The following is a 23,916-nucleotide window of genomic DNA, read 5'->3' on the forward strand; positions in this document are numbered from 1 at the left end:
TAGCGGCTGCGGAGCCGACTCCCCCGGGACGACCGCGCCAGTGGCGGGGACCCGCAGTCAGTCGGCCTGCCGGGTGAACTCGGCATCGATCTCGATCTTGATCTTGTCGCTGACAACGACGCCGCCGCCGTCCATCGGCATCTCGATGTCGACCCCGAAGTCCTTGCGGTTGATCTCGGTGACGGCGTGGAAGCCGGCGCGCTCCATCCCCCAGGGGTCGGTGGTGGCGCCGTTGAACTCCACGGTCAGTTCCACCGGCCGGGTGTGGCCCTTGATGGTCAGCTCTCCGGCCACGATGAACTCCTCGTCCTTTTGCGTGGCACCGGTGGCGGTGAAGGTGAACTCCGGGTGCGTGGCGACGTCGAAGAAGTCGGCCGAGCGCACGTGCTCGTCGCGCTGTTCGTTGTCGGTGTCGATCGAGGTCGCGTCGATCGAGGCGGTCAGCGAGGACTGGAGCGGATCTTGGGCGACCTGCAAAGTTGCGTCGAACTTGGTGAAACGCCCGCGCACGCGGCTGACCATCATGTGCCGCACGGAAAAGCCCACCACGGAGTGGGCCGGGTCGATCGTCCAAGTGCCGGGCGTGAGTTGCTGCTCGGTCACAGTTCCTCCTTGTGTTCGCTGCGTTGGAAGAGCACCATCATGACGTATGATGGTTGAAAGATGCAATTTATCCTTGAAAGAATCTTTCTGGGAAGATATTAGGGTGAGCTGCACCAACCTGCAAGTACGATGATCCCCATGGACAGCGTGGACTCGGTCACCTGGCTAACAGACGACGAACAACGGATCTGGCGCAGCTATCTCAACGTCAACTCCATGCTTGCCGAGATACTCGACCGGGACCTTCAACGGCGCCACAGCCTCTCCCTCGTCGAGTACGGCATCCTCGTACACCTCTCCGAAGCCGAAGGCGCCCGGATGCGCATGCGCAACCTCGCCGAGACCGTCATCGTTTCCAAGAGCCGGCTGTCCCACCAGATCGCCCGCCTTGAGCGTGACGGCTACGTGCGCCGCGAGAACTGTCAGGAGGATCGCCGGGGCGCATGGGCCATCCTCACCGATCAGGGCGAGAAGGCACTGCGCGAGAGCGCTCCCGATCACGTTGCCCTGGTCCGACAGCACCTGTTCGACCGGATCGGCCCCGAGCGGGTGCAACAGTTGGGAGAAATCATGGCCCAGTTGGAACTTGGGCTGCGCGAAGCCGAGCAGCGGTGAGACACGAGAGCCGGCCCACGGCAGGCCGCCACCGCGCCTGGGCCCACCACTGACCAAGTAGAGTCGCGGGCGTGACCACTGGACCTACGATCAGCGGCGCACGCGGTTTCCGCGACGACGACGGCAGCGCTCCTCCCGAGGTACGCGACAGGCTCGACGCCTATGCCCGAGGAGCCGCCAGCGACCGTCACGTGCTCGCGGCCCTGAGCGCCTCGCGGCTGCTCATCCCGGTCTCTCCCGTGGCCACCGACTCCCAGCCCACCGCCCACGACCTCGACCACGAGGGGCGCAGCGAGGTCGCCCTGCCCATCATGACCGGCCAGGACGGTCGCCGCGGGGTGCTCGCCTTCACCTCGGTGGAGACCGCCCGCCGCTGGAACCAGGATGCCCGCCCCGTGCCCTTCACCACAGTCGACGCCTGCGGCGCCGCCGTCGAAGAGGGGGTCGACGCCCTCGTCGTCGACGTCGCCGGCCCCGTCGTCTACCCCATCGAAGGGCGTTTCCTCACCAGCATCGCCGAACACGGCGCCCTGCCCGCACCCAAGGACGACCCTCAAGTGCTGGCCAAGATCTACCGGGTTACCCACACCGAGTTCGGTATCCAGCGGGTGCGACTGCACGAGTCCGAACGCGCCGACATCGGTATCCGGCTGGAGTTGCAGCGCCGCGACGACGAGTCGCTGCGCCGCGTCGCCGAGCGGCTCAGCGCCGAACTCAGTCAGTTGCTGCCCGGCGGCATCGAACTGAGCGCCGTCGTGCGCGCCCGGCGCGAGTGACCCCGCCCCCGGCTGCGGGAGTGCGCCCGTTGTGCCGGCTTCGCCGCCGGCCCGCATCGCCGCGGCGCGGCCGTTAGAGTCCCCCCATGCCCCTTCTGCCCGCCATCGGCACCGCCGCGATCCTGGCCTTGGTGGGACTGGCAGTGGGATCGCTGGCCGCGCGCGCGGTCACGCTGTTTCCCCCCGTCGATGCCACCACCACAGCGCCGCCTCCCACCTGCCCCCATTGCCGGTGTCACCTCCCCTGGCCGCGGGCCGTGCTCCTGCCCTGGTGGCTGCTGCGGTCGGGGCGCTGCCCCCACTGCGGCCATGCTCTGCCCCGGCCGGCCATCGTGGGCTGGGGCGCAGCCGTGGTCTTGGCTGTTGTGGGCCTCACCAGCGCCGAGCGAGGACCCGCCGATGTGGCGGCGCTGGCGTTCTTCGGTGTGTGGGCGACGCTGCTGGCCGTCATCGACGCCCGAACGCGGCGCCTGCCCAACCCCCTGGTGCTGCCCGCCTATCCGGTGGCCGTCGCAGTCGTGGCTCTGGCCGGCGCGCTCGCGCCCGACAGCACCCAGCGACTGTTCTCGGCCGCTGTGGGCATGGCCGGTCTCGCCGCGTTCTACTGGCTGCTGTGGTTTGTCAACCCCGCCGGCATGGGCTGGGGCGACGTCAAGCTCTCCGGGGTGGTCGGGCTGTACCTGGGCTGGTCTGGCCTGGGCTCGCTGCTGTCGGGCACCTTCGTGGCCTTCCTACTGTCGGCTTGCTGGGGGGTGATGCTCATCGCGCTGGGCCGAGCCACCCGCAAGACCCAGATCCCCTTCGGACCGTTCATGCTCGCCGGCGCCCTGGCGATCCTGCTGTTGGGCGACCCGCTGCCCTTACTGCTGGCCGGTTCGTGACGATCGCACCGCGTAATATTCCACCGGTACTACTCCGCCGGCCTTAGCTGGCCCTCACCAGGTCCGAGGACAGCGCTAACGGCTCTGGCCAGCAAGAAGTGGCGGTGTTCCCATTCCCGCCCCAGAGGTGCCGCCACTGTGCGATTCGTGAAAGGATCGGAGCCATGTTGCGTTGGCTGACCGCTGGGGAATCTCATGGGCCGGCACTCGTCGCGATCGTGGAGGGCCTTCCGGCCGGTGTGTCCGTCACCTCAGACGACATCGCCGCCGCGTTGCGCCGCCGCCGCGCCGGGTACGGCCGGGGCGCCCGGATGAAGTTCGAGCAGGACCACGTCACCATCATCGGCGGGATTCGCCACGGCCGCACCCTGGGCGGCCCCGTGGCGGTCCAAGTGGCCAACACCGAGTGGCCCAAGTGGGAGAAAGTGATGTCTCCCGACCCGGTGTCGGCCGAAGAATTGGAGGGCACGGCCCGCAACGCGCCGCTCACCCGCCCCCGCCCCGGTCACGCCGACCTCGTGGGCATGCAAAAGTACGGCTACGACGAAGCTCGGCCCATTCTGGAGCGCGCCAGCGCGCGCGAAACCGCCGCGCGGGTCGCCCTCGGGGAGGTCGCGCGCCGGTTCTGCCACCAGGTGCTCGGCGTGGACATCCTCAGCCACGTGGTGGCGATGGGCGAGATCAGCGTGCCCGAGGACACCCTGCCCGGTCCCGCTGACCTGGAGCGCATCGACGCCGACCCGCTGCGCTGCTATGACCCCGAAACCAGCGCACGCATGGTCGCCGAGGTCGACGACACCAAGAAAGCCGGCGACACCCTGGGAGGCGTCGTCGAGGTGCTCGCCTACGGCCTGCCCCCCGGGTTGGGCAGCCACGTCCACTGGGACCGCCGACTCGACGGCCGACTGGCCGCAGCGCTGATGAGTATCCAGGCCATCAAGGGAGTCGAGGTCGGTGACGGTTTCCGCACCGCGGCCCGCCGCGGCTCGGTGGCCCACGACGAGATCGAGCCCGGCCCCGACGGCATCCAGCGCCGCACCAACCGCGCCGGCGGCGTCGAAGGCGGCATGACTACCGGCGACCCGCTTCGGGTGCGCACGGCCATGAAGCCCATCGCCACCGTGCCGCGCGCCCTCGACACCGTCGACACCGCCAGCGGCGAACCCGCCCAAGCCCACCACCAGCGCAGCGACGTCACCGCCGTGCCCGCCTCAGGCGTGGTCGCTGAGGCCATGGTCGCCCTCGTGCTCGCCGAGGCCGCTCTTGAGAAGTTCGGCGGCGACTCAGTGCAGGAGGTCGCCCGTAATCTCGACGGCTACCTGGCGTCACTTCCGCAGACCTGAGAGCCGGCCGACAGCGAAGCCGGCCGGCCCCATGCCAGCCAACGGCCTCAGAGCAAGGATGGAAAAGTTGAGCTCACCGATCGCGGTCCTCATCGGTTCGCCCGGATCGGGCAAGTCCACCGTGGGGCGTGCCCTGGCCGACCGGCTCGGCGTACCCCTGGGCGACACCGACGCCGAGATCGAAACGCGCGCGGGCAAACCCATCAGCGAGATCTTCGTCGATGACGGCGAGGAGACCTTCCGCGCGATGGAGCGCGAGGTGGTCGCCACGGCCCTGACCTCGTGGTCGGGTGTCGTCGCGCTCGGCGGCGGCGCTGTCCTCGACCCCGACACTCAGGCCGACCTCGCCGACCACCACGTGGTCTATCTCCAGGTGGAGTTCGCCGACGCCGCCAAGCGCGTCGGGATCGACCAGGCGCGCCCGCTGCTGCTGGGCAACCCGCGCGCCAAGCTCAAGGCCCTGCTGGAACAGCGCCTGCCCGTCTACGAGCGGTTGGCCACCACCACAGTCTCCACCAGCTCCTACCACCCCGAGGAGGTCGTCGACGCTATCGTCGCCGAGCTGCCGCTGCGAGGGGAGAACCGGTCATGACGGCTACGCGCATCGGGGTCGGCGGCGCCAACGGCTACACCGTGGCCGTGGGCACGGGAGTGCTGGCGGAACTGCCCGGGCTGGTCGGCTCCGCCGAGCGAGTCCAGCGGGTCGCGGTCATCCATCCGGCCGGTCTTGGCGAGATCGCCCGCCCGGTGGCAGCGGCCCTCACGGCCGCCGGGCACGAGGTGCACCCGATGCCCATCCCCGACGGTGAGGCGGCCAAGGACGTGACCGTGGCCGCTGACCTGTGGTCCCGGTTGGGCCAGGCCGGGTTCACCCGCAGCGACGCCATCGTCGGCGTGGGAGGCGGCGCGGCCACCGACCTCGCCGGCTTTGTCGCCGCGACGTGGCTGCGCGGGGTCCGCGTGGTACTCGTCCCCACCACGTTGCTGGGGATGGTCGACGCCGCGGTCGGCGGCAAGACCGGCATCAACACCGGCGAGGGCAAGAACCTGGTGGGCTCGTTCCACCCGCCCGCCGGTGTCGTGTGTGACCTGGCGACCCTGCCCACCTTGCCCAGCGCCGACTACATCGGCGGGCTCGCTGAGGTGGTCAAGGCCGGCTTCATCGCCGACCCCACCATCCTCGACCTCATCGAGAGCGACCCCGAGGGCGCCACCCACCCCACGGGGCGCCACGCCCGAGAGCTCATCGAACGCGCCATCGCCGTCAAGGCCGAAGTGGTCTCGGAGGACCTGCGCGAAAGCGGACGCCGCGAGATCCTCAACTACGGGCACACGCTCGGTCACGCCATCGAGCGGGTCGAGAACTACACCTTCCGGCACGGCTACGCGGTCTCGATCGGCATGGTCTTCGCCGCGGAGTTGGCGCGGCTGGACGGTCGTCTCGACGCGGCGGCGGTCGACCGCCATCGCGCGATCTTGTCCAGTGTCGGGCTGCCCGTCAGCTACCCGCCGGAGGCATGGGAGCAGTTGCGCACGATCATGCGAGTCGACAAGAAGGCGCGGGGCGCGACGCTGCGCTTCGTCCTGCTGGATGCTGTAGGCGTGCCCACGATCCGCACCGGGCCCGATGACACCTTGCTGGCCGCCGCCTACACTCACGTCAGTGGCGGTGAGCGGGCACAGGCGCGCTAGCGGGTCGGATACGGCGCACGAGCCGGCTCGCAGTACCCACTAGACTCGTGCTACAAGGAACGGTTTCGGCTTGTGCGCCCGGTATTGGCTCCGGTGGCGCTGTCTCGCCGTGACCCCAGTCGAGAGCCGCTGGTACGCGCACCGTGCCGCCTACGGGGGCAATGGCCGCAGGCGCGTGGCTCTCGGGCGTTCCAACGACCATTCAGACCCTGCCGACTGCTGGGAGAGACGACCGAAGTGGCCACGACGAACGACCTCAAGAACGGCATGACCCTGAAACTCGACGGCGGCGAGCTCTGGAACGTCGTGGAGTTCCAGCACGTCAAGCCCGGCAAGGGCGGTGCGTTCGTCCGCACCAAGCTCAAAAACATCACCTCTGGCAAGGTCGTCGACAAGACCTTCAACGCCGGTATCAAGGTCGAGGTTGCCAACGTCGACCGCCGGGAGATGCAGTACCTCTACTCCGACGGCGAGTCGTTCATCTTCATGGACACCGAGACCTACGACCAGCTCAACGTCTCCAAAGACGTCGCTGGTAAGAACGCCGACTATCTGCTGGAAAGCATGACCGCCACGGTCGCCATCAACGAGGGCAACCCGCTCTACGTCGAGCTGCCCGCCGCCGTGGAGCTGGAGATCGCCGAGACCGACCCCGGCGTGCAGGGCGACCGTTCCACCGGCGGCACCAAGCCCGCCACATTGGAGACCGGTGCGGTGGTTCAGGTTCCCCTGTTCATCACCACGGGGGAGCGCATCAAGGTCGACACCCGCACCGGCGAGTACCTCGGCCGCGTCAACTGATGCGACTACGTCCCTGCCCGGTGGCGTTTCAAGCAGGAGAGCGATGAGTGGATCGCGGCACAAGGCCCGCACCCGTGCGGTGGAAGTGCTCTACGAAGCCGAACTGCGCGGCGTGCCTGTCGCGGAGGTCATCCAGCGCAGACGGCTGCAACCTGAGCCTCCGATCAACGAGTTCACCGAGCGTTTGGCGGCGGCGGTCGACGAGCGGCGCGACCGTATCGACGCCTTGCTCGGCGAGTACGCCATCGGCTGGACGCTGGACCGAATGCCCGCCGTCGACCGCAACGTCTTGCGGATGGGCGTCTATGAGCTGCTGTGGGACAGCGACATCCCCGATGGGGTCGCCATTTCCGAGGCGGTCGCTGTTGTCAGGGAACTGTCGGCCGCTGAGTCGCCCGCCTTCGTCAACGGCCTACTTTCGCGGTTGATGGAGAACAAGCCCAAACTCGCGCTGTAGACATCCGCCGTCAACGCAAACCGAAGGGGAGTCGTTCGTGAGCGACAGAGCCGGTGCCGTGTCCCCCACGGGGCCGCAGCGGGCGCCGACCGCGGCCCGCACCGCCGTCGTGTGGGACGTGTTGCGAGGGGCGCTGGCCAGGTTCCACACCGGTGACGACGCCCCGCTGGAGATCGTCGACGCCGGCGGTGGCACGGGCGGTGCCGCCGTCCCCCTGGCCGAGCTGGGCCACGACGTCACGGTGGTCGAGCCCAACCCTGACTCCTTGGCTGCGCTGGAGCGGCGGGCGGCCGAGGCGGGGGTGCGGGTGCGCGCCCTCCAGGGGGAGTCCCGTGACCTGCCCCAGTTGCTGCCGGAGTGCCAGGCCCATCTGGTACTGATGCACAACGTCTTGGAGTACGTCGACGACCCCCTCGACGCGCTCACCGACGCTATGGCCATCACGCGACCCGGCGGAGTAATCAGCCTGTTGGCCACCAACGTCGTGGCCACCGTGCTCCACCGTGCGCTCGCCGGCCATCTCGACGAGGCGCGTGCCCTGCTGGCCGCCCCCCAAGGCCGGTGGGGAGAGCACGACCCCATGCCACGGCGCTTCACGGAGGCCCGGCTCGTCGAACTCGCCACGGAGGCCGGCTGTGTCCGGCCCGAGGTGCACGGGGTGCGCGTCTTCGCCGACCTGCTGCCGGGCCGGGTCTTCGACGGTGAGCCGCAGGCCAGCAGCCAGCTCCTCGACCTGGAGCGCGCCGCCGCCCAATCGCCGGAGCTGCGTGGTATCGCCACACAGCTCCACCTGCTGGTGGAGCGACCCGAATAGCCGCCTTTCTCCTGGGCACGGCTGGTGCCTGGGTTCTGTTGTGCGGACGGCTGGGGTGTGGAGGCTGTGGGGGTGTTCCTCGTTCGCTCGTGCCTCGATCGCTTCGCGATCTCGGCAGCCTGTCGGGCGAGGGCGGACACGCTCACCCGCTTCCACCCGCCGCCCCTTCCGAAAAACAACCTAGCGGCGGCGTGGACCGGCTCTGGATAGCCGTGTCCACGGAGAGAGAGGTCACCCCACTCTCACCTCGGCGACGTTAGCGAATCGTGACCGGAATGACGTATGATTCGTCTATCTTCGACGGGTTCCATCCCCCTCGACGAGGTGGCTTGACCCCGCCGTTGGGGGTATCTCCCGGCGACTTCGGTGCCCGCGGTACAGAGTGAGGATAGTGTGGCGTATGTAGGCCATCTCTACATCCAACTTTTCTTTTCACGAAGTGCTAAGGCGCCGTATTCTGGGCATACCACTGGCTATCACGTTGTCGTTCAGTACCCGTCGCCCCAACCGGGGACTGTCTTTGGGAGGCGTCGTGCCGCTCTCTGAACACGAGCAGCGTATGCTCGACCAGATCGAGCGGGCGCTGTATGCCGAGGACCCGAAGTTCGCCCACACCGTTCGGCAAACGAATCCTCAGGTTCATTACAAGCGCTGGATCGTTTACTCCTCGATCGGTTTCGTCCTGGGTGTGTGCCTTCTCATGGGGGGCGTCATCGTCCAGCAGCCGGCGATCGGTGCTATCGGGTTCCTCGTCATGTTGGCTTGCACCCTATGGGGGCTGTCCGGGTGGCGTCGTGCGTCGGGTACAGCGCCCGCCGACACCGCCGCTTCGCCGCAGTCCAAGTCCAAGGGGCGCAAGCGTAACCAGCAGCGGCCCGGCATGATGAATCGGTTCGAGGAGCGGTGGCGCCGCCGCCAGGAAGGCGAGCAGTAGCACCGTCCCCTCATGGCTGAGTGGCCGCTTCGGCAGCCGCAGCACCGGCCGTCGCGTTGATCGCCCGGCCCGACGTGGCGAACACGTCGGGCCGGGCGATCAACGTTTTCTTTCACGTTGAACGCGGCTGAGGTGCCGGTAGCGACGCCTCGCCGTTGGGCCACGTTCGCCACAGTGACCGGGGCAACAGGATCGCCTGGAGTCGCTGCCCACTGCTAACCGAGGCCCGCAGCGCCAGCCGCACCGTCCGGCTGTCGGCCTCCAACCCTTGCCCATCGGCGGGGTGGGGAGCATACCGTGCGCTCTCTTCGGCCTTGGCCAGTCGCCATAGGGCCGCGGTGGCCGGCTCCGCCAGCCTGGCCGTCTCGCTGAGCCGGCGGGCCGCGGCCCGCGGACTCTCGGCGACGTTCCACACTAGCCCCAGATCGACGACGTCGTCTTGGAGTTCGCGCCACGCCGCGTGGGCCCGCTCACCGGCTCCGTTCGCCCGCCCCCACCGCAGCCGTCGCACGAGCAGCCGGATCAGGGTGGGCAGCGCCGGTACCAGCAGCAGGAGCGCTGCCGCGATGACCGTCCCGGCCACGGCCACCACCAGCAGACCGTCCATCCTGTTGGTGGTGGGAGAGGTGGAGAGTGCGCCGTCGTCCACAGGCGAGGCCGACGAATCGCTTGGCGCCTGCGCGTCCTCGCCGGGGGAGTCCCCAGGGGCGTCATCGGTGTCGGGGGCGTCGTCGGTGTCACTGTCGGTGGAGGAATCGGGAGCGGAGTAGGCGTAGAACGGTACTGAGGCGCTGTCTTGGCCTGTCGTGCTGGAGGGGGTGGGCTCGAACCGCAGCCAGCCAAAGTCTTGGAAGTACAGTTCTGGCCAGGCGTGGGCGTTGCTTTCGGTGACCACCCACTCGCCGTTGGACCTGCGCTCGCCCTCGGTGTAGCCCACCGCCACCCGGGCCGGGATTCCCGCCTGGCGTGCCATGAGCGCCATCGCCGCCGCGAACTGTTGACAGTAGCCCACTCGGCTGTCGAACAGGAAGTGCCTGAGGGGGTCGGAGCCTTCGGGCACGGGCGGGGGTTGCAGATTGTAGGTGAAGCGTCCCTCCTCGGTGAACCACTTCTGGAGTTGGACCGCCGCCTCGTGGGGGCCGGAGGCGTCGTTGACGATGGAGTCGGTGAGGGGGGCGATACGCGGGTCGAGGTGGTCGGGCACTTCGAGGTAGCGCTGGTCCACCGAACCGCTCACCGGGTAGGAGACCTCGGCCAGCGCGCTGCGGTCGGCGTTGTCCGGCAGGCTTTGCACCTCGTAGGTGCGTCCGCCGGCCTCGTCGCGAGTCGAGAACACCATCAGAGTGCTCGGGTCGGCGAACCACTCACCCGAGATCTCGACGTGGCGGGCTGGAGCCGGCACCGGCAGGAAGTCCATGCGTGACACCCGGCTCGCCACCGTGATCGTGGTGCGTACCAGCTCGTCTTCGGCTACGTCGTCGGTGGCGCGCCCCGCGGGCAGGGGCAGTTCGGAGTCGTCGACACGGTTGCGTGCCGAGGCTTCGACCGCCGACATGGTCCACACTTCCCCGTCGAAGCTGTCGAGCACGTACATCCGCAGATAGTCCGGCCGGTCGGCGGTGGTGGTGTACCGCAGGACCTGGCGGTCGCTCACCGAGGTGAGATCGCGGCGCATCGAGGCGATGGGATGGGTCGTGGTGACCCGTTGCCCGTTGCTCTGGACGCCGCTGGCCAAGGCGAACACCGCGTCGTTGACCAGCCCGGGCAAGGCTGTGGGCACCAGCAGCGCCACTGCCACCGCCATCGCCGCCACCTGGGCGGTAAACCACAGGTGCCGGCCGGCGCCGCCCATGCTGGGGCTCCGTTGTCCCTCGCCGGAATGGTTAGGAGCGGCGGCGCCCCACCGCCAGAGCCGATCCCAGTTGTCCACCGCGAGCAGCAGCAGGAAACCCGTCGCCGTGGCCACGAAGGCGGGCCAGGGGATGCCCTTGTGATACACCGACAAGGGCACGAAGATCAGCGCCAGCAGCGCCAGGCCCGTCAGCGCGGGCAACCGCAGGGTCACGGCCAGGAAGTCCACCAGGATCGCGAACAGGCCCAGGCTCAACGCCGCCACGAGCGCCAGCGGGGCACTGACGGCCACCGGTGTGGGTTTGAGGATGATCTCGGTCCACCCGGCGTCGGCCATCACGCGCAGCGAGGCGATGGACTCGCCGGTGGGGATCACGCCCAGCAGCGCGTAATGCGGCACGTAGAGCGCGGTCATGGCACATACCAGTGCCAGGGCCTGCACGAGCGGCGCCAGGCTCAGCGGCACCCGTACCAGCCGGGCGACGATGCCGGAAATGCCGACGGTGAGCACGGCGACGACTACGTCATCCAGCCACCCTGGTGAGGCGAAGATCGGTAGCAGCAGCGTCAGGGCACACAGCGTGCAGATCGTCGCCGCGATCGCGATCGGCGTTCGCACATTCATCTGGTCGTTCGGCGTGCGCCCCCGGCCGGCCACCCCGGCGGGGAGGAAACGCCGTCCTCCTCACCTGTCATTCGAGTGCGCGCGTCCTCAATGCTGTCCATTGTTCTGGTGCCCGGTTCGCGCGACGGCGACGCTGCCGCCCCGCGTCGGGGAGAGCCAGATCACCCATGTGCGAGTCCCGTCGAGGACAGTAACTGTCGCCACCCCTCGGGCAGTTCGTCGAGCCGGTTGAGCATAATCACACGCCAGCCCGTCCCCGTAAGGTACTCCTGTGTCTGCCGCGCCCGCTCGGGGGAGTCCCAAGCGGCATCGGCGCACAGCACGGCGACACAACTGCGGCCACTGCCGCCGGCGTAGTCGGCCAGCGCCGCCACCTCCGTTGAGCTCAGCGCTCCCACCACGGCCACCAGCAGGCCCCGTCCTGAGGCTGCGACGTTGTTGAGCAGGCTGATTCCCCGCCTGAGATCCGCCGAAGACGAAGATGTGGTCGTGGCGAGGGCGTCGAGCACGCCATCCCTGCTGCGGGCGGCGGTGATCTCGGCCTCATTGGTGACAAAGCGCAGCTCCTGGCCCTGGGCCAGCAGGTGCACCGCGATCGAGGCCGCCGCCGAGACCGAAACCTCCAGCGATGATCCCGGGCCGGCGCCGGTGTGGGCGTTGCGGCGGGTGTCGAGCAGCAGCGAGGTGTGCTCACGCCACTGCTGCTCCTCGCGGCGCACCATCAGCTCGCCGCGCCGCGCTGTCGTGCGCCAGTGCACGCGGCGTATGTCGTCGCCCTGTTGGTAGGCGCGGGGCACGATGTCGTCCTCGCCCGCGCTGGCCATCACCCGGGAGCGGCTTGCTCCGCTGTCGGCTGAGGCGCCCCGCGGCACGCTCCCCGGCAGCGCGATCATGGCCGGGGTCACCAACAGCGACATGCTCGGCCCCACGCTGCGCGACAGGTGGACGCACCCCAGCGGGTCGCGGAAGCGAAGCGTCAACGGTCCGATGGGGTAGCGTCCGCGCATCTGCGAACGCAGCCGGTAGCTCAGTTCGCGCGTCTCCCCGGCGCGCAGCCGCCCGATCCCGAACCGGGGTGCCTCGCCGAAGGTGTAGGGCAGTGCGTCCTCAGCGAGCACGCCGGTGGCCGGCAGCAGCTTCGCGGTATTGGTGAGGTGGATACGTACGCGGGCCTCTGTGCCGGCGACCACCCGAACCGGCTCCAGCGTGCGGGTGTGGGTCACCGTGCGAGGCGCCCGCAGCGCGGTCAGCATCGACAGCACGGGCAGCACCACCACGAACACGCCGATGCGCATCAAGTCGCGTTCCCCCACGATCAGGGCACCGGTGACGATCGCTGCTCCGGCCAGCAGGAACAGGTAGCCGCGCAAGGTGAAGGCGCCCAAGAGTCGCACAAGGATCATGGTTTGGCCTTCCGTGCACTAGTGCCTCGGTGGGGGAGGTCGCCGAGGCGGGGGCGGGTGCGGCTGCATGGCCACGTCGGCGCGGTCCGTCAGCGGCGATTGGCCACGGGCAGACGGGCCACGAGTTCGCTGACGACCTGTTCGGGACTACGCTGCTCCATCTGGGCCTCGGGGCTGGGCAGGAGCCGGTGGGCCAGGATGGGCACGGCGAGGTCCTGGACGTCGTCGGGGAGCACGTAGTCGCGGCTGTGCAGTGCGGCGTAGGCGCGGGCAGCGCGCACCAGGTGCAGCGTGGCGCGTGGGGATGCCCCGAGCCGCAGCGCCGGCGAGGTGCGCGTGGCCGAGATCAAATCGACAGCGTAGCGCTGGATCGCCGGAGCGACGTGGATGGAGCGCACCTGCTCCACCATCGTGCGCACATCGGCCACGGTGGCGACGGGGCGTAGCTCCTCCAGCGGAGAGCGTGCTCCATGCGAGTTGATCATGTCGAGCTCGGCTTGGGGCTGGGGGTACCCCACCGCGATCCGCGCCATGAACCGGTCGCGCTGGGCCTCGGGCAGTGGATAGGTGCCCTCCATGTCGATCGGGTTCTGGGTGGCCACGACCATGAAGGGCCGCTCCAGTTCCCGTGTGGCGCCGTCGACACTGACCTGCCCTTCCTCCATGCACTCCAGCAGGGCCGACTGTGTCTTGGGAGAAGCCCGGTTGATCTCGTCTCCCACGACGACGTTGGCGAACACGGGGCCGGGTTTGAACTCGAATTCCCCGCTGCGCTGGTGGTAGGCGTTGACCCCCGTGATGTCGCTGGGGAGCAGGTCTGGGGTGAACTGGATGCGCGTCACCGAGCAGTCGATCGCGCGCCCCAGCGCTTTGGCCAGCATCGTCTTGCCGACCCCCGGGATGTCCTCGATGAGGAGATGCCCCTCAGCGAGCAGAACCGTCAGTGCGATCCGCACGACGCCGGACTTGCCTTCGATGACCGTCTCGATGGTCGATCGGATTCGATCAGCGGTCTCTAGAACCGCGAGGGTGTCCCCGTCCATGGTGCTGGTGGTGCTCCCCCGGCCATTGTGTTGCGTGCCGACTGACACGTAGCCCCTCCCACGCCGCCTGAGCTGACGACTTGAGGCTAGGCGTAAACGGGGAGCTTTGAAAACTAAATCGGTGAAGTGTCCCATAGCGGACCGGCCGTGACGAGGGCCTTTTGGTGACGCTTTGAGCGCTCCGGAGCGCCCCCTGCCGCTCCACTCCCTTCTCCCCCTTATGACCTGCAATTTCGGTGATGTGGGGGCGCCGCGCGCGGCGTTGAAGCTGTTGACCGTGGGGGAGAGTGGAGTAGAGTGGAGCATCGTGGAGGCGGGGACTGCTCCACAGGGGCTCGGGAGGAGGGGCCGATGTTCCTCGGCACCCACGCACCGCGCCTCGACGAGAAGGGACGGTTGTTCCTTCCGGCGAAGTACCGCGACGAGCTGTCGGAGGGGCTGGTGATCACGAAGGGCCAGGAGCGCTGCCTCTACGTCTTCCCATTAGAGGAGTTCCAGCGCATCACCGAGGCTCTACGATCGGCTCCCGTCACCGCCAAAGCAGTGCGCGACTACAGTCGCGTCTTTTTCGCCAGCGCCTCCGATGAGGTTCCCGACAAACAGGGTCGAATCACGATCCCATCGGCGCTTCGCACGTATGCCCGGCTGGAACGTGACTGTGTCGTCATTGGGGCCAACACGCGACTGGAGATCTGGGACGCCGCTGCGTGGGCCGATTACGAGGCCAAGCAGGAACAGGCGTTCGCAGAGCTGTCGGAGGAGGTGTTGCCGGGGGTGCTGTGAGTTCGCGGCACCGCAGGCCGACACCTCTTCGGGTGTCGGCGGTCACAACCACCCACCCGCCCATTCCATCCGGTTCCGGCCTTCAGACGCGACCTGGGCTAGCTGGCACATCTTCCCCGGTGCCAGGTAGTCGGGGTGGGACGAGATCGCGGTCCCCAGCGTCTGAAGGCCGAGCCGGAGCCGCCTGCTGGGGGGCAGGGCAGCGAGGTAGTGCGGTCATGGCTACGCGGGGGCCGGCCGGTCGACGATGAGGGGTCAAGGGGTCAACGTGCTGATGAACGATATGTCGGCTGCGCACGTCCCGGTGATGCTCGACCGGGTCGTGGAGTTGCTCTCCCCCGCTCTCGATACCCCCGGATCGGTCCTCGTCGACGCCACGCTCGGCCTCGCCGGTCACGCCCACGCCCTCCTCACGGCGCTGCCGCAGGCGCGTCTGGTCGGCATCGACCGAGACCCCGTCGCGCTGGAGCGCGCCGAGCGACGCCTCTCCGATAACGCCGACCGCGTCGATCTCGTGCACGCCGTCTACGACGAGATCCCCGGCGTACTCGACGACCTCGGCGTCGACCGGGTTGCTGGAATCCTCCTCGACCTCGGGGTCTCTTCCCCTCAACTCGACGAGCCCCAGCGCGGCTTCGCCTACTCCCACGAGGCCCCCCTCGACATGCGCATGGACCCCACCCAGGAGCGCACGGCCGCCGATGTGGTCAACGGCGCCACCGTGGGCGAACTCACCCGCATCCTGCGTGACTACGGCGAGGAGCGCTTCGCCTCGCGCGTCGCCCGCGCTATCGCCGACGAGCGCGTCACCACCCCTATCGAGACCACTACCCACCTGGCTGACCTCGTGCGCGAGGCGATCCCGGCGGCTACCCGCCGTACCGGGGGCAATCCCGCCAAACGCACCTTCCAGGCCCTGCGCATCGAGGTCAACTCCGAGTTGAGCACCCTGGAGCGCGCGCTGCCCGCCGCTGCCGCGCGCCTTGCCGTGGGAGGCCGCATCGCCGTGCTGTCCTACCACTCGCTAGAGGACCGGATCACCAAGCGAGCCCTGGCCGCTCTCGCCACCGACACCACGCCCCCCGACCTTCCGGTGTCGCTTCCCGAGTGCCAGCCCGAAGTCCGGCTGCTCACCCGCGGCGCCGAAACCCCCACACCAGAGGAAACCCAGCACAACCCCCGCTCCGCCTCAGCGCGGCTGCGGGCCGCGGAGCGAGTCCGCCAACCATGAGCACCGGGGCTTGGCCCGCCCCGGGCCAGCCACCGCCAGCCAGGCACGCCACCGCCAGTGGGGAGGGTACATGAGCAGCGCGACCGAGCCCGAGGTCAGCAAGCCCGCGAACCGGAGCGCGCCGCGGGCAACTCCCCGGCGCAGCACGGCGGGTAGCCGCCTGCGCACCTCGGCCAGCGCGCCACAGCGCCCCGGTGTCCGCGCCGCGGCGCGCCGCCCCCGCGCCACACCGGTGCCCAACGCTCCGCGCATGCCTTTCGTGCTGCTCATCCTCGGCCTGCTCGGCGGGGCCCTGGTCTCGTTGCTGGTGCTGCGCACGGTCCTCACCGAGGACGCCTACGCGCTGGCGCAGTTGCAGCGCCAAACCGAGGAGATGAACCACCGCGAGGAGGAACTGCGCGAGAAGGTCCTCTACGCAGAGTCACCGCAGACGCTCGCCGAGCGAGCCGAGGAGTTGGGGATGGTCCCTGGCGACTCCGCGGAGTTCATCAACGTGGAGACCGGCGAGATCGTCGGTGCCCCCGCCGGCGACGCCGGGGCTGTCGAGTGAGGGCGCCGCTGCCGCTGCGGGAGACCGACACGCCCGCAGCCGAGCTCACGCGCGCCCACGGCACCGCCTCAGGGATCGGCCGCCTGGCCGCACGGCACCCCAGCCCCCCTGCCGTTGCGTGGACCCCCGCTGGCCGCTCCTTGGGCAAAGCCCGGCCAGGAGGGACGCACCCTTCCTCGGCCCTGCGACTCGGCCCGTGGCCCCGTGCAGAGCGGGGCCCCCACCGGCAGGGCGACAACACTCTCAGGGCAGGGGCAGTGGCGCCGCCTGAGCGTGTAGCGCGCGCGACGGGGGGCCCCACAACACAGGCCCTGGGGGGCGGGTGCCCATGAACGCGCCCCGCGACCCGCGCGGTCCCCGTTCCCGCGGCCCCGGATCTTCGGCTCGCCCGGGCGATAAGCGTCAGTCGCGCACCCCTGGCCAGCCGCGCCGCCGCGCCAGCGACCCGCCGCGCCGCCGCTCCGCTCCCTCTTCCCCGTCGGCTCAGCGCACGCGTCCCGCCGGGGGCCAACCCGCGCGGCCCCGCCGCAGGCAGGGGGGATCGCCGCCCCGCCCACCGCGGCATCGCTCGCGGCTGCGCCGCGGCGACTCCGCACGGCGCATCAAGGTGACGATGATCTTGATGGCGGCGGTGATGCTGATCTTCGCGGGCCGGCTAGTGCAGATCCAGGGGTTCCAGGCCGCGCACTACGCGGACGCCGCCTCAGAGGTGCGGTTGAGCACCATCGACATCCCCACGACGCGCGGCGACATCACCGATGTCGACGGCGACCTGCTGGCGACCTCGGTCGAGGTCCGCACCGTCTACGTCGATCCGGTCCACATCCGTGCCAAGCAGCGCGACACCATCATCACCGAGCTCGCCCAACGCTTCGACCTGGAGCCCAGCGAGGTCGCGGCCAAGGTCGACGCCCAACCCAGCCGCTATGAGGTGATCGCCCGCGGCGTGCGCCCGAGCGAGTGGCGCGAGCTCGCCGAACTGGACCTGCAAGGGGTCGCGGCCAACCCCGACTACGAGCGCCTCTACCCGCGCCAGACGGGCGCGGCCGACCTGATCGGCTTCGTCGGCGCCGACAACCACGGCCTTGAAGGGTTGGAGGCCGTGCTGGAGGACACCCTCGCCGGAGAGCCCGGCAAGCAGCAAGTCGAGACCGGCGCCGACGGTACCCGCATTCCCATGGTGGGGGGACTGACCAAGGAACCCGTCCCGGGCAAGGACGTGCGGCTCACACTCGACCGTGACATCCAGTGGTACGCCCAGCAGGCGCTGGCCCAGCGCGTGACCGAGCTCGGGGCTGTGCGAGGCAGCATCGTCGTCATGCGTCCCACCGGCCAAGTACTGGCGATGGCCAACACGCCCACCTACGACCCCAGCGACATCGCCGACTCCACGCCCGAGCAGCGCAGCAACGGGGCGGTGGCCCGCGCCTTTGAGCCCGGCAGCACCAGCAAGGTGATCACCGCTGCCGCCGCTTTGGAGGAGGGCTTGGCCGAGCCCGACACCGTCTACACGGTGCCCGACTCCATCAGCCGCTACGACCAGGTTTTCCGCGACTCCCACACCCACCCCACCCAGCGGTTGACGCTCAACGGGATCATCGCCACGTCGAGCAACGTCGGCGCGATCAAGGTCGGCGAGCAGGTCGGCGCGGAGCGGCTCTACGAATACCTGGGCAAGTTCGGTTTCGGCCAGCCCACCGGGTTGGACCTGCCCGGCGAGAACACCGGAATCCTCACCCCACCCCAGGAGTGGTGGGGCACCCAGCTCGCGACGATCTCCTACGGGCAGGGCATCTCGGTCAACGCGGTACAGATGGCGAGCGCCTACGCCACGATCGCCAACGACGGGGTCCGCGTGGAGCCCACCGTCATCGCCGGTATCGACGACGGCGTGGGTGATTTCACATCCTCGTCCAACCCCGAACGGGCCCGGGTCATCAGCGAGGAGACCGCCCAACAGTTGCAACTGATGCTGGAGGCGGTCACCAGCGAGGAGGGCACGGCCGAGCGTGCGCAGGTGGCAGGGTTCCGCGTGGCCGGCAAGACTGGCACGGCCGACCGCTTCAACCCCCAGACCGGCACCTACCAAGGGGGTGGCTACACGAGTAGCTTCGTCGGCTTCGCCCCGGCCCAAGATCCTCAAGTCGTCGTGCACGTGGTGCTTGAGGACCCCGGCCACGACTACTATGGCGGCCAGGCCGCCGCACCGACCTTCGCCGACGTGACGTCGTTTGCGCTGCAAACCCTGAAGGTCGCGCCGCCGCAGACCGAGCCGCCCAAGGTCCGCCTGTTCGAATGAGGTCTCCGGGGTGGGCGCCGTGCCCCGCCGAAGGTCCACCACCCACGCACTGGCACCAAACCGGTGCCCGCCCGGCGGCCCACCGGCCGTGCTCGCCCCCCTTCCATGAGTGGGTCCCGGTCGACAGCACCGACAGCGTGGAGGTTTCCCGCCGCTCGTGCCTCGATCGCTGCGCGATCTCGACAGCCGGAAAAAGGGGCACGGCGGCTGAGGCGACCGCAAACGGTGCGGGTGGCCACTGGGGTGAAGGAACGTCGCTCTAGCGCGGGGTCTTGCGCTACCTCCAGACACCGCTCAACTCAGGACCTCGCTTCTCCCCGGGACGTCGCTGTCGCACGGGATACAGCGGTGGGCGGCGCGCTCTCGGCGGATGGTGATTCGGGCGCGGCTCCGCTTGCCGGCAGGGGCGACTTTCCGGGCTAGGGCGGCAGATGGGCGTAGCCCTCTCGGGCGCGCTCGCCTTATGGCAGACGGCACCCCACAGGGGGAGGCCGCGGTCCCCTACCCCAGGCAGTCCACCCGTTGCGCTCCCCGTTCCCCGCCGAGTGTGCCCCACTTGTTGCGGTATCCGCCCCGCCCAGGCACCGCCCCCTGGGCTGCTGAGATCGCGCAGCGCCCAAGGCACGAGCCAACGACGCTGATCCCCGCCCCGCTTGACGAAAAACTATAGAGGCCCCCGGGGGCGCCCTTTCGGCAGCGCCACGGGGGCGGGAGCGGCGCGGCAACGGAAGCGCCTACCGGCGACGCGCCCGGAATCACCAATTATTCTCCCTCCGTGCTCACGGGATACGCTCTCGACGTGCCATTGGTAATGCGTCCCGCTCACACTCAGCTTCGCCCGCTTCCCGAGTTGGCCCGCCTGTTGGGCTCGGAAGGGTTCCTCAGTTGTCCCGACCCTGCCGAGCCGCCGTTGGGCTCTCCTGCGGCCACCGAAGCCACTGACACGGCGCGTGAGGACGCCCCTGACGTCACCGAGACGACCATCACCGGCCTCACGCACGACTCGCGCGCGGTCCGCCCCGGCGACCTCTACGCCGCCCTGCCGGGCAACACCACCCACGGGGCCGACTTCGCCCACCAAGCCGCCCACGCCGGCGCTGTGGCGATCCTCACCGACCCCGAGGGCTACGACCGCGCCGCGGCCACCCGGCTGCCCGTACTGACGGTGCCCGACCCGCGTGCCCGACTGGGCGAAGTCGCAGCCTGGGTCTACGGCCATCCGGCCGATGACCTCCTGCTGATCGGCACCACCGGCACCAGCGGCAAGACCACCGTCAGCTACCTCGTCGACGCCGGGCTACACGCCACCGGCTCGCCTACCGGCCTCATCGGCACTGTCGAGATGCGGGTGGCCGACGAGCGTGTCGACTCGCCGCTGACCACCCCAGAGGCCACCGACCTGCACGGCCTGTTCGCCCTCATGCGCGAACGCGCCGTCACGGCCGCGGCCATGGAGGTCTCCAGCCACGCCCTGGCGCTGGGCCGGGTCGGGGGGACCCACTTCGACGTGGCGGTCTTCACCAACCTCTCCCAAGACCATCTCGACTTCCACAGCGACCTACGCGAGTACTTCGAGACCAAGGCGCGGCTGTTCACCCCCGAGCACGCCGGCGTGGCCGTCATCAACCGTGACGACCGCTTCGGCCGCGCCCTCATCGACATGGTGACCGACCGCGGCGAGGTTCCCGTCACCACGTTCTCCGCCGAGGGCGCCCCCGAAGCCGACTGGCGGGCCGTCGACATCGCGCTCGGCCCCCGAGGAAGCACCTTCCGCATCGTCGGCCCGGGCGGGATCGAGGCCCCAGCCTCGGTGGGCCTGCCGGGGCCCTTCAACGTCGCCAACGCCCTGGCAGCCGCCGTCGCGTTGGTCGAGGGGGGTATCCCTCTCGGCACCGCGCTTGCGGGGATCGCAGCCGCCCCAGGAGTGCCGGGACGTATGGAGCGCGTCGACGCCGGCCAGGACTTCACCGCCATCGTCGACTACTCCCACAAGCCCGGCGCCTTGGAGGCCGTGCTGACGTCGCTGGCGCCGGTGCGTGAGGTCACCAACGGCCGCCTGACGATGGTCGTGGGGTGTGGGGGCGACCGTGACCGCGCCAAGCGCCCCTTAATGGGAGAGGTCGCCGCGCGGTTCGCCGATGCGGTCATCATCACTGACGACAACCCCCGCAGTGAAGATCCGATCACGATCGTCACCGCCATGCTTGAGGGGGTGGCGAAGGTCCCTATCGAGCAGCGCGCCCGCGTGACGGTCGAACCCGACCGCGCCACGGCCATCCAGTTGGCCGTGGCCCGCGCCGAGCCCGGTGATGTCATCGTCGTCGCAGGTAAGGGCCATGAACGGGACCAGTACGTGGCGGGGCGAGTGCTACCGTTCGACGATCGCGAGACCCTGCGCGAGGCCCTCGCCCACCGCACTGCCCCCGGTTGAGCAGAAGGTTACCCAGCAGTGTTTGAGCGGGCTTCTCTGGCCGCTGACGTGGCGATTCAATCACGAACCGATTCCCATTTCCGGCCAGTACGCAACCTGGATAACCCAACATGTTCTAAGGTAGGTCCGGCAAATGCAGCCCGGCACCGTGGCGTCACAACGCCGATCCGTGGCTTTATGCAGCGTACTCTCCCTTTCTCTTCGCTGTTTCGTCATCCACGACGCCTGCACAAGCGACGCGCCGGGCCCCGACATGAGGAGTGGATTTGATCGCGCTGACGCTCGATCGGATCGCCGATATCACCCGCTCGCGTGTAGGCGGACCGGCCCGGCTCACCGATACCGTCACCGGTCCCGTCACCATTGACTCGCGGCAAGTCGCCCCGGGGGCGCTGTTCGCCGCGTTGAGCGGGGAGAGGGTGGACGGTCACGACTTCGCCGCCGCGGCCGTGGCCGCGGGCGCCACCGCCGTGCTCGCCTCCCGCCCTGTGGCAGAGCCCCACCTGATCGTGGACGGCGGCGACGCCGGGGTGGTGACCGCTCTAGGGCGCCTGGCGCGCACGGTCGTCGACGAGCTGACTGCCGCCGACGTCGTCGGCGTCACCGGCTCGTCTGGGAAAACGACCACAAAGGACCTGCTGGCCCAGGTGCTCGGGGCGCTCGGCCCCACGATCGCCCCCACCGGCTCCTACAACAATGAGATCGGCCATCCGCTGACCGTGCTGCGCGCCGACACCAGCACCCGCCACATCGTCCTGGAAGTCGCCGCGCGCGGTATCGGCCACATCGCCCACCTGTGCTCCATCGCCCCGCCGCGCATCGGCGTGGTGCTCAACGTCGGCAGCGCCCACGTGGGCGAGTTCGGCAGCCGGGCGGCGATCGCCCAGGCCAAGGGTGAGCTGGTTGAGGCGCTTCCCACCGCCGAGGACGGGGGAGTGGCGGTTCTCAACGCCGACGACGACGCGGTGATCGGCATGGCTGCCCGCACCCGCGCCCGCGTCGTCAGTTACGGCCGCAGCGAGCAGGCGCAGGTGCGCGCCCGCAACGTCGAACTCACCCCCCTGGGGTGCGCACGTTTCGAGCTGTGGCTGCGCGGCCGTGGGACCGCGCCGGTCGAGCTGCGGCTGGTGGGCGAGCACCAGGTGCACAACGCCTTGGCTGTGGCTGCTGTAGCCGCCGAGGCCGGCATGGGCGTGGCCGACATCGCCGCCGCGCTCAGCCAAGCCGGGTCGGTGAGCCGCTGGCGGATGGAGGTCACCGAACGCCGGGACGGCGTGACGGTGATCAACGATGCCTACAACGCCAACCCCGAGTCCATGGCCGCCGCCCTGCAAACCCTCACGGCGGTGGCGCAGCAGCGCCGCGCGTTCGCGGTGCTGGGCCACATGGCCGAACTCGGAGCGGTCCACGAGGCAGAGCATGAGCGCCTGGGCCAGGCCGTCGCCGCGGCCGGCATCGAGGGGCTCATCGTCGTGGGGGAGCAGGCCGAGCCCGTCGCGGCGGGTGCGGAGAGTGTTTCGGCGTGGCGCGGGCAGGCCCTGCGGGTCCCCGACGCCGCGCATGCGGTTGCCGCCCTCCGGGAGCGGCTGCGGCCCAAGGACGTCGTCATGGTGAAGGGATCGCGTGTGGCCGGGCTGGAACGGGTAGCCGAGGAGCTCATCAGCGGGGAGGATGCCAAGTGACCGGCATTCTCGTCGCTGCGGCGCTCTCCCTCCTCGTCTCCCTACTGATCATGCCGATGGTCATCCGGATTCTGTTCCGGTTCAAATTCGGCCAGGAAATCCGCGATGACGGACCCGAGGGCCACAAGACCAAGCAAGGCACGCCCACCATGGGCGGCATCGTCATCATCCTGGGCGCCGTCATCGGCTACTTCGGCGCCCACCTGGTCCTGGTGACACGGCCCACTGTCTCGGGCTTGCTCGTGATGTTCCTCTTCGTCGGACTGGGCACGGTCGGCTTCCTTGACGACTTCATCAAGATCTACAAGCGCCGCAGCCTCGGCCTGCGCAGCGGCGCCAAGATGCTGGGCCAGGCCATCGTCGGCATCGGCTTCGCCATCGGCGCCAGCTCCACCCTCTTCCCCAACGGCTACACCTACACCCCCGGCTCCACCCACCTGTCGTTCCTGCGCGACTTCGGCCCCGCACTGGCCCTGCCCGTGGTCGTGATCTGGGTGCTCATGCTCATCGTGGCCACATCCAACGCCGTCAACCTCACCGACGGTCTCGACGGTTTGGCCACCGGCGCCACGATCCTCTCCCTCGTCGCCTACGTCATCATCGGCAACTGGCAACTGCGCCAGAGCTGCCTAGAGGGCCTGGAACCCAACTGCTACACCGTGCGCGACCCGCTGGACCTGGCCGTGGTCGCCGCGGCCGGCCTCGGGGGCTGTATCGGCTTCCTGTGGTACAACGCTCCCCCCGCCAAGATCTTCATGGGCGACACCGGGTCGCTGGCGCTGGGCGGCCTGCTGGTCGGCCTGGCCATCACCACCCGCACCCAGTTGCTGCTGCTCATCATCGGCGGGCTGTTCGTGCTGATCACCCTCTCGGTCATCCTCCAAGTCGGCTCGTTCCGCCTCACCGGCAAACGCCTGTTCCGCATGGCCCCCATCCAGCACCACTTCGAGTTAAAAGGCTGGGAAGAGACCACGATCGTCATCCGCTTCTGGATCATCCAGGGACTGTTCGTGGGCATCGGGATCGGCCTGTTCTACCTGGAATGGATGCCGAGGTAGCCATGTCCGACGTCGGGCACACCAACGAGGTGAAGGAGCGGCCT

21 protein-coding genes are annotated in these 23,916 nt (G+C 69.3%); 17 read left to right on the forward strand and 4 right to left on the reverse strand.

Annotated features, from left to right (window positions below):
* Positions 1-57: 57 nt before the first annotated feature.
* On the reverse strand, positions 58-603 hold the full coding sequence (locus tag ABD848_RS11455; protein WP_344970801.1) for a YceI family protein: 546 nt from the start codon (positions 601-603) through the stop codon (positions 58-60).
* Between the two features lie 138 nt (positions 604-741).
* Between ABD848_RS11455 and ABD848_RS11460 the strand changes: the two genes are divergently transcribed.
* The 10 genes from ABD848_RS11460 to ABD848_RS11505 all read left to right on the forward strand — a co-directional run bounded on the left by ABD848_RS11460 (position 742) and on the right by ABD848_RS11505 (position 8,916).
* Positions 742-1,218, forward strand: coding sequence for a MarR family winged helix-turn-helix transcriptional regulator (locus ABD848_RS11460; RefSeq protein WP_344970803.1), 477 nt, complete (start codon positions 742-744; stop codon positions 1,216-1,218).
* 71 nt (positions 1,219-1,289) lie between these two features.
* Positions 1,290-1,994: an SseB family protein gene (locus ABD848_RS11465; RefSeq protein WP_344970806.1), complete on the forward strand. Its 705-nt coding sequence runs from the start codon at positions 1,290-1,292 to the stop codon at positions 1,992-1,994.
* A gap of 86 nt (positions 1,995-2,080) precedes the next feature.
* Positions 2,081-2,875 (forward strand): prepilin peptidase, encoded by a 795-nt coding sequence (locus tag ABD848_RS11470; RefSeq protein WP_344970808.1) that lies wholly within the window; start codon positions 2,081-2,083, stop codon positions 2,873-2,875.
* Between the two features lie 164 nt (positions 2,876-3,039).
* Positions 3,040-4,218 carry a chorismate synthase gene (aroC, locus tag ABD848_RS11475; RefSeq protein ID WP_344970810.1) on the forward strand — a complete coding sequence of 393 codons (1,179 nt, stop codon included), beginning with the start codon at positions 3,040-3,042 and terminating at the stop codon, positions 4,216-4,218.
* A 58-nt stretch (positions 4,219-4,276) separates the two neighbouring features.
* On the forward strand, positions 4,277-4,810 hold the full coding sequence (locus ABD848_RS11480) for a shikimate kinase (protein WP_344970812.1): 534 nt from the start codon (positions 4,277-4,279) through the stop codon (positions 4,808-4,810).
* Positions 4,807-5,910 carry a 3-dehydroquinate synthase gene (aroB, locus tag ABD848_RS11485; protein ID WP_344970814.1) on the forward strand — a complete coding sequence of 368 codons (1,104 nt, stop codon included), beginning with the start codon at positions 4,807-4,809 and terminating at the stop codon, positions 5,908-5,910. Before ABD848_RS11480 ends, aroB begins: the two co-directional genes overlap by 4 nt.
* A 237-nt stretch (positions 5,911-6,147) precedes the next feature.
* The gene (gene efp / locus ABD848_RS11490) at positions 6,148-6,711 is read left to right on the forward strand and encodes an elongation factor P (protein ID WP_344970816.1); all 564 of its coding nucleotides are present in this window, start codon (positions 6,148-6,150) and stop codon (positions 6,709-6,711) included.
* A gap of 43 nt (positions 6,712-6,754) precedes the next feature.
* The gene (gene nusB / locus ABD848_RS11495; RefSeq protein WP_344970818.1) at positions 6,755-7,168 is read left to right on the forward strand and encodes a transcription antitermination factor NusB; all 414 of its coding nucleotides are present in this window, start codon (positions 6,755-6,757) and stop codon (positions 7,166-7,168) included.
* A gap of 37 nt (positions 7,169-7,205) precedes the next feature.
* Positions 7,206-7,982, forward strand: coding sequence for a methyltransferase (locus tag ABD848_RS11500; protein ID WP_344970820.1), 777 nt, complete (start codon positions 7,206-7,208; stop codon positions 7,980-7,982).
* A gap of 532 nt (positions 7,983-8,514) precedes the next feature.
* Complete coding sequence (locus tag ABD848_RS11505; protein ID WP_344970822.1) at positions 8,515-8,916, forward strand: DUF3040 domain-containing protein; 402 nt, start codon at positions 8,515-8,517, stop codon at positions 8,914-8,916.
* A 112-nt stretch (positions 8,917-9,028) separates the two neighbouring features.
* Here ABD848_RS11505 and ABD848_RS11510 read toward each other — a convergent pair whose 3' ends face one another.
* From ABD848_RS11510 to ABD848_RS11520, 3 genes are all read right to left on the reverse strand, one after another.
* A complete protein-coding gene (locus tag ABD848_RS11510) occupies positions 9,029-11,392 on the reverse strand; it encodes a transglutaminase TgpA family protein (RefSeq protein ID WP_344970824.1) in 2,364 nt (787 codons plus the stop codon).
* Between the two features lie 161 nt (positions 11,393-11,553).
* Entirely contained in the window at positions 11,554-12,795 is a 1,242-nt protein-coding gene (locus tag ABD848_RS11515) for a DUF58 domain-containing protein (RefSeq protein WP_344970826.1), read from the reverse strand.
* Positions 12,796-12,884: 89 nt separating this feature from the next.
* Positions 12,885-13,886 (reverse strand): AAA family ATPase, encoded by a 1,002-nt coding sequence (locus tag ABD848_RS11520; protein WP_344970828.1) that lies wholly within the window; start codon positions 13,884-13,886, stop codon positions 12,885-12,887.
* Between the two features lie 303 nt (positions 13,887-14,189).
* On the opposite strand from ABD848_RS11520, the gene mraZ reads away from it, so the two are divergent.
* The 7 genes from mraZ to mraY all read left to right on the forward strand — a co-directional run bounded on the left by mraZ (position 14,190) and on the right by mraY (position 23,872).
* The gene (gene mraZ, locus ABD848_RS11525; RefSeq protein WP_344970830.1) at positions 14,190-14,621 is read left to right on the forward strand and encodes a division/cell wall cluster transcriptional repressor MraZ; all 432 of its coding nucleotides are present in this window, start codon (positions 14,190-14,192) and stop codon (positions 14,619-14,621) included.
* A gap of 274 nt (positions 14,622-14,895) precedes the next feature.
* Positions 14,896-15,852, forward strand: coding sequence for a 16S rRNA (cytosine(1402)-N(4))-methyltransferase RsmH (rsmH, locus tag ABD848_RS11530; RefSeq protein WP_344971149.1), 957 nt, complete (start codon positions 14,896-14,898; stop codon positions 15,850-15,852).
* Between the two features lie 70 nt (positions 15,853-15,922).
* Positions 15,923-16,402, forward strand: a complete 480-nt coding sequence (locus ABD848_RS11535; protein WP_344970832.1) for a hypothetical protein — start codon at positions 15,923-15,925, stop codon at positions 16,400-16,402.
* Between the two features lie 613 nt (positions 16,403-17,015).
* The gene (locus ABD848_RS11540; protein WP_459112879.1) at positions 17,016-18,701 is read left to right on the forward strand and encodes a peptidoglycan D,D-transpeptidase FtsI family protein; all 1,686 of its coding nucleotides are present in this window, start codon (positions 17,016-17,018) and stop codon (positions 18,699-18,701) included.
* A gap of 811 nt (positions 18,702-19,512) precedes the next feature.
* Positions 19,513-21,132, forward strand: a complete 1,620-nt coding sequence (locus ABD848_RS11545; protein ID WP_344971151.1) for a UDP-N-acetylmuramoyl-L-alanyl-D-glutamate--2,6-diaminopimelate ligase — start codon at positions 19,513-19,515, stop codon at positions 21,130-21,132.
* Between the two features lie 266 nt (positions 21,133-21,398).
* On the forward strand, positions 21,399-22,814 hold the full coding sequence (locus tag ABD848_RS11550) for a UDP-N-acetylmuramoyl-tripeptide--D-alanyl-D-alanine ligase (RefSeq protein ID WP_344970837.1): 1,416 nt from the start codon (positions 21,399-21,401) through the stop codon (positions 22,812-22,814).
* Entirely contained in the window at positions 22,811-23,872 is a 1,062-nt protein-coding gene (gene mraY / locus ABD848_RS11555; protein WP_344970839.1) for a phospho-N-acetylmuramoyl-pentapeptide-transferase, read from the forward strand. The genes ABD848_RS11550 and mraY overlap by 4 nt, the downstream gene beginning before the upstream one ends.
* Positions 23,873-23,916 lie beyond the last annotated feature (44 nt).

It is taken from the genome of Salinactinospora qingdaonensis, assembly GCF_039539445.1.
GTDB lineage: Bacteria > Actinomycetota > Actinomycetes > Streptosporangiales > Streptosporangiaceae > Salinactinospora > Salinactinospora qingdaonensis.